4 protein-coding genes and 1 pseudogene are annotated in these 5,356 nt (G+C 64.4%); 2 read left to right on the top strand and 3 right to left on the bottom strand.

What is annotated here, in order from left to right; all coding sequences use genetic code 11:
• Positions 1–369: 369 nt before the first annotated feature.
• From BMW49_RS24260 to BMW49_RS24275, 3 genes and pseudogenes are all read right to left on the bottom strand, one after another.
• Positions 370–915 (bottom strand): annotated as a pseudogene (locus BMW49_RS24260) (GNAT family N-acetyltransferase); the annotation flags it as partial.
• 269 nt (positions 916–1,184) lie between these two features.
• A complete protein-coding gene (locus BMW49_RS24270) occupies positions 1,185–1,625 on the bottom strand; it encodes a GNAT family N-acetyltransferase (protein WP_069522607.1) in 441 nt (146 codons plus the stop codon).
• A gap of 20 nt (positions 1,626–1,645) precedes the next feature.
• Positions 1,646–2,278: an FMN-binding negative transcriptional regulator gene (locus BMW49_RS24275; protein ID WP_069522609.1), complete on the bottom strand. Its 633-nt coding sequence runs from the start codon at positions 2,276–2,278 to the stop codon at positions 1,646–1,648.
• A gap of 98 nt (positions 2,279–2,376) precedes the next feature.
• On the opposite strand from BMW49_RS24275, the gene pdxR reads away from it, so the two are divergent.
• Positions 2,377–3,843 carry a MocR-like pyridoxine biosynthesis transcription factor PdxR gene (gene pdxR, locus BMW49_RS24280; RefSeq protein ID WP_069522611.1) on the top strand — a complete coding sequence of 489 codons (1,467 nt, stop codon included), beginning with the start codon at positions 2,377–2,379 and terminating at the stop codon, positions 3,841–3,843.
• Positions 3,844–4,321: 478 nt separating this feature from the next.
• The coding region (locus BMW49_RS24285) for an ABC transporter transmembrane domain-containing protein (RefSeq protein WP_244168418.1) at positions 4,322–5,356 on the top strand (1,035 nt) is incomplete at its 3' end.

Consider the following 5,356-nt stretch of genomic DNA (forward strand, 5'->3'; position numbering starts at 1 on the left):
ATAGTACCGTGATAGTACGGATCACCACGCCCCGTCCGGGCCACTGCCACGGCAATTGTCGCTTTGTGTACGTCCAAACCCACATAGACTTGGTTAAACTCATTCATGACCTGTCCCCCTCGATGCGGCTCTGTGTTGAAGGTGTTTCCCACCCCGAAAACATAACCCGCGTTCTCGAGGTGGGGCAGGTCAATCCATGATGTCTACGGGAGTGTGGCAAGGCCACTGCTTTGTAGGAGCGAATTTATTCGCGATAAATCGTTAAGGTGCTGCAAACGTCGCGGCTAAAGCGGGATGCCAACCAGCGGAGCACCGTCCGGCCCCTCCCAAGGGTCTGGAGCTGACCAGCATTTGATGCTTGATACGACACTAGCCGCGCAGCGCTTCCAGGCGCTGCTTCTGTCGGCCTTCTGCGTCGAAGTTTTCCTGTGCCAGCCAGCGCTGGAAACCATCGCGCAGCGCCGGCCAGTCGCCGTCGATGATCGCGAACCAGGCGGTGTCGCGGTTGCGGCCCTTGCGCACCATGTGTTGCCGGAACAGCCCTTCGGCAGTGAAACCGAAGCGCTCGGCGGCGCGCATCGAGCGGGCGTTGGCGGCGTCGCACTTCCACTCCAGGCGGCGGTAGGCGAGGTCGTCGAAGGCGTGCCGGGCGAGCAGGTAGACCGCCTCGGTGGCGCCTGGGGTGCGTTGCATGGGCGCGCCGAAGGCGACATGGCCGATCTCGATGCAGCCGTCCTGCGGGGTGATGCGCAGGTAGCTGAACAGGCCCAGGGCCTTGCCGCTGGCCTTGTCGAGCACCGCGTAGAACAACGGGTCGCGGCTGCTGGCGTTGCCAGCCAGCCAGGCATCGAACGCAGCCCGTTCGCTAAACGGACCGTAGGGCAGGTAGTCCCACAATGCCGGGTCCGGCCCTTTGGGGGCACCTCTAAAAACTACCTGCGTTGTCATCGCTGCGTTAAAAACAGGCTCAAAATGCTCATTTACAGCTCGTAAACTCCGCTTTTTCGCCTGTTTTTGCCTTGCGCTGACTGCCTCGCCTACGTTTTTAGAGGTGCCCTGCAACGCGCGCCACAAATCATCACCATGGCGCCTGATCTCGAGCGCCTCGAGACGAACGAAACGGCCTTGCAGCGTGCGCTGATCCGGCGTTGGACGGGGTTGCCAGTGAGTGAGATCACGCGTCATCAGAAGAGCTTCCTGTACTGGATAAAGCCGGAGCGGTCGCCGATACGGTCGTAGAGCATACGCCCTTGATAGTTGCTTTCCTGGGTCAGCCAATGCACGCGGCTGGCACCGGCAGCGCGGGCCTCGGCGTAGACATGCTCGATCAGCGCGCGGCCGATACCGCCACCGCGAATGTGCTCGGCGACGAAGAGATCCTGCAGGTAGCAGTAGTCGCCCGTGGTCCAACAGCTGCGGTGGTAGATAAAGTGCACCAGGCCGACCGCCTCACCGTCCTGCCAGGCCAGCGCGGCGTGCATCGGCTCATCAGGGTCAAGGAAGCGCTGCCAGGTGAGGGCGCTGGTCTCGGCTGGAATATCGGCCTGGTAGAAGCGTTGGTAGCCCTGCCACAGCGGCAGCCAGGCGGTGTGATCGGTGGGGGTGATTGGGCGGATATCGAGCATCTGGGCGTTCCTGTTGAAGGTTATTCGCGGATGGGCATGCGCGCGGCCAATGCTTGATCGCGCGGCTCGGTGGAGGTACTCAGGCCTTGGTGTACGCCCGTTTGGTCGGCGCGGGAGCGGTTCTGCCCGAGTTTCCATTGGCCCTCAATGCGGCGGATCGGCAGGGCGAAGCCGACTATGGCGCGCAGCATGCTGTCGATGTATTCGCGCGGTGCCTCGCTCACCGCCCAGGGTTGTGCGCGGCCCTGCTCGTGGCGCTCGCTGAGGCGGCTGACCAGTTGCAGCAAGCGTTCAGGCTCATCGAATACCTCGGCCTGGCCCCAGGCATGCACGGCGATGTAATTCCAGGTCGGCACCACCTTGCCGTGCTCGGCCTTGGCCGGGTACCAGCCAGGGTGCACGTAGGCATCCGCGCCGCTGAACACCACCAGCGCCTCGGCACCGCTGGCCAGGTCACGCCAATGCGGGTTGGCGCGGGCAAAGTGGCCGTACAGGGTGCCGAACTCACCTTCGTTGGGGGCCAGCAGCAGCGGCAGATGGCTGGCTTGCAGGCCCTGTTCCCCGGCGCTGCTGAGCAGGGCCAGGCCGCAGGCGTGGATCTGCGTGTGCAGCGTGGCCAGGTCGTCCTGGCGGAAGGCGGCGGGGCGGTACATGGCAACTTCTCCTGGCGGGATGAGCCCATGCTAGGCAGGATATTGGCCTGACGTAAGATCCATTCCGTACGACTTTCATAGAGCCAATAGCCACCACCATGAGCCGCTTACCCGCACTGCCATTCGACCTTTCCGGCATTTATCTGCAGCCCGGCCAGGGCCTGGCGCGCCAGCTCTACCAGGCGCTGCGCGAGCGCATTCTCGATGGGCGCCTGGCCAGCGGCACACGCCTGCCGGCCAGCCGTGAGCTGGCGCTGCTGCTCGGCATCTCACGCAATACCGTGACCCGCGCCCTCGACCAGTTGTATGCCGAAGGCTATGTCGCCGGTCGCGTGGGCGATGGCACCTATGTCGCTGAGCTGGCGCGCATGCGGCCCATGCCGCCACCCGCAGCCAGCGGCCCAGCGCCCAGCCTGGCGTTGCAACGCTTGCAGGCGCACCACTTGCCGTTGCCGCCCAGCGGGGCGCCGCGCGCCTTTCGCATCGGCGTGCCGGCGTTTGATCTGTTTCCGTTCGAGACCTGGGCGCGGTTGCAGGCACGCTTCTGGCGCAAGCCGGCGCCGGCCCGCCTGGGCTATGGCGACCCGGCGGGCGATCTGCAGCTGCGTGAGCTGGTCACGGCGTACCTGCGTAATGCTCGCGGGCTGGACTGTGACCCGCGCCAGGTGGTGATCACCTGTGGCGCCCAGCAGGCGATCAGCCTCTGTGCCCAATTGCTGGTGCAGCCCGGCGACCGGGTGGCGGTGGAAAACCCCGGCTACCGCGCCGCCGCTCACGCGTTTGCCGTGGCCGGCGCGCGTCTGCATGGCGTACCGGTGGACGCGGAGGGGCTGCAGACCGCTGCCCTTGAGCGTCTGGATGATTGCCGGCTGGTCTACCTCACGCCCTCGCACCAGTACCCCACCGGCGTCACCCTGTCGCTGCCGCGGCGCCTGGAACTGCTGGCGTGGGCCAAGCGCCACGACGGCTGGATCATCGAGGACGACTACGACGGCGAGTACCGCTACAGCGGCACGCCTCTGGCCCCCCTGGCGGCGCTGGATCGGCAGCAGCGGGTGATCTACGTCGGCACCTTCTGCAAGATCACCTTCCCGGCGTTGCGCCTCGGCTACCTGGTGTTGCCGCCGGCCTTGGCCGAAGCCTTCTCCCAGCGCCGTGCCCTGGATATGCGCCACTCCGAGATCGGCACCCAGGCGGTGATGGCCGAATTTATCGCCGCCGGGCACTTCCAACGGCATATCCGGCGCATGCGCACGGCCGCCCGCGCGCGTCGCGATGCTCTGCTGCAGGCCTGGCCTGCGGTGATCCCCGGTTGTGCGCCGCTGCCGGCGGTGGAGGCCGGCCTGCACCTGAGCGTGCAGGTCGACAGCCTGGCCCGTGAGCGCGAGTTGATCGCTGCGGCACGGGCAGCCGGTGTGGAGATGAACGGCCTGAGTGACTACTGGCTGGCAGACAGCCGCGAGCCGCAAGACGCCCGCGCCGGCCTTGTGCTGGGCTTTGCCGCGGTGCCCGAGCGGCAGATCGTCGAGGCCATCGCCACGCTGCGCCGCGCCTGGAAACTGTAGGGTGCGCTGTGCGCACCGGGCGTTTCGCGGTGGTTTTTTGGGTGGTGCGCGCGGCGCACCCTACGGGAGCTGGCTGGAATAAAAAAGGGATGGCCGTGGCCAGCCCTTTGGGTACCGCTGAGCGGGTTTATTCGCGTAATTCGCTCACGGTGGATGCAACAGCTCACTCATCTATCACCATAAAAAAGACTGTGCCCCCGTTCTGTGTTGCACGGCGTCGCGGCTTCTCGTAGCCGCGCTTCGTGCCGAGGCCGCGTTCTTACGGGAGTTGCGTCATGGCCGGTATGCGGCTGCAACAGCCAATGGGGGCACAGTCTTTTTTGCGGGGGATGCTGACTGTGATTCCACTCACAATTTTCTGCTTGGAGTGGCGCGGCGATGAAAGGTGGCTTGTCGTGATGGTATTTTGGCCATACCGTAAGGTGAATTGGCCAATAGTCGATCTCATCGAAGGTCGAGGTTGCTGCGAGGATCGCGCATGTCAAGTCAATCCCAAGGAGTGGATGCTCAACCCGATTTCGACACCGGCCTGGCCTGTCTGGTCATGCTGGCCCGCTTTCACAACGTCGCCGCCTCTGCTGAACAACTCGCCCATGAGTACGCCGAAGACGGCCGCACCTTTGGCAAGGTCGAGCTGTTGCTGGCCGCGAAAAAGCTTGGCCTCAAGGCCAAGTCTGCCCGCAGCTCGCTGGGGCGGCTGAGCCAAACCCCGTTACCGGCGATTGCCTGCGATCAAGACGGCCGCTTCTTTATCATCGCGCGCCTGGACGATGACAAGGCGCTGATTCACGACCCCGCCGCCCAGCGCCCTGAAGTCCTAAGCCATGAAGCGCTGCAGCAGCGCTGGAGCGGCGAGCTGATATTGATTCGCTCCGAGGCCTCGGTCGCCGGCGAGCTGTCCAGGTTCGACTTCACCTGGTTTATCCCCGCCATCGTCAAGTACCGCAAGCTGCTGGGCGAAGTGCTGCTGGTGTCCTTTGTGCTGCAGATATTTGCCCTGCTGACGCCGCTGTTCTTCCAGGTGGTGATGGACAAGGTCCTGGTTCATCGCGGCCTGAGCACCCTGGATGTGATCGCCATCGGCCTGCTCGGCATCATGATCTTCGAGACCTTGCTGTCGGGCCTGCGCAGCTATGTGTTTGCTCACACGGCGAGCCGCATCGATGTCGAGCTTGGCTCGCGGCTGTTTCGCCATCTGGTCACCTTGCCATTGGCTTATTTCCAGGCCCGGCGCGTGGGCGACTCGGTGGCGCGGGTCCGTGAGCTGGAGAATATCCGCAGCTTCCTGACCGGTAACGCCATCACCCTGCTGCTGGATGTGCTGTTCTCCGTGGTGTTTATCGCCGTGATGTTTATGTACAGCGGCTGGCTGACCCTGGTGGTGATCCTGTCGCTGCCGCTGTACTTCATCGTTTCCCTGCTGATTACCCCGGTGCTGCGCGCGCGCCTTAACGAGAGCTTTGCCCGTGGCGCAGAGAACCAGGCGTTTCTGGTGGAGACGGTCAACGGCATC

Origin of the sequence: Pseudomonas cuatrocienegasensis (genome assembly GCF_900110925.1) — a bacterium.
Lineage (GTDB): Bacteria > Pseudomonadota > Gammaproteobacteria > Pseudomonadales > Pseudomonadaceae > Aquipseudomonas > Aquipseudomonas cuatrocienegasensis.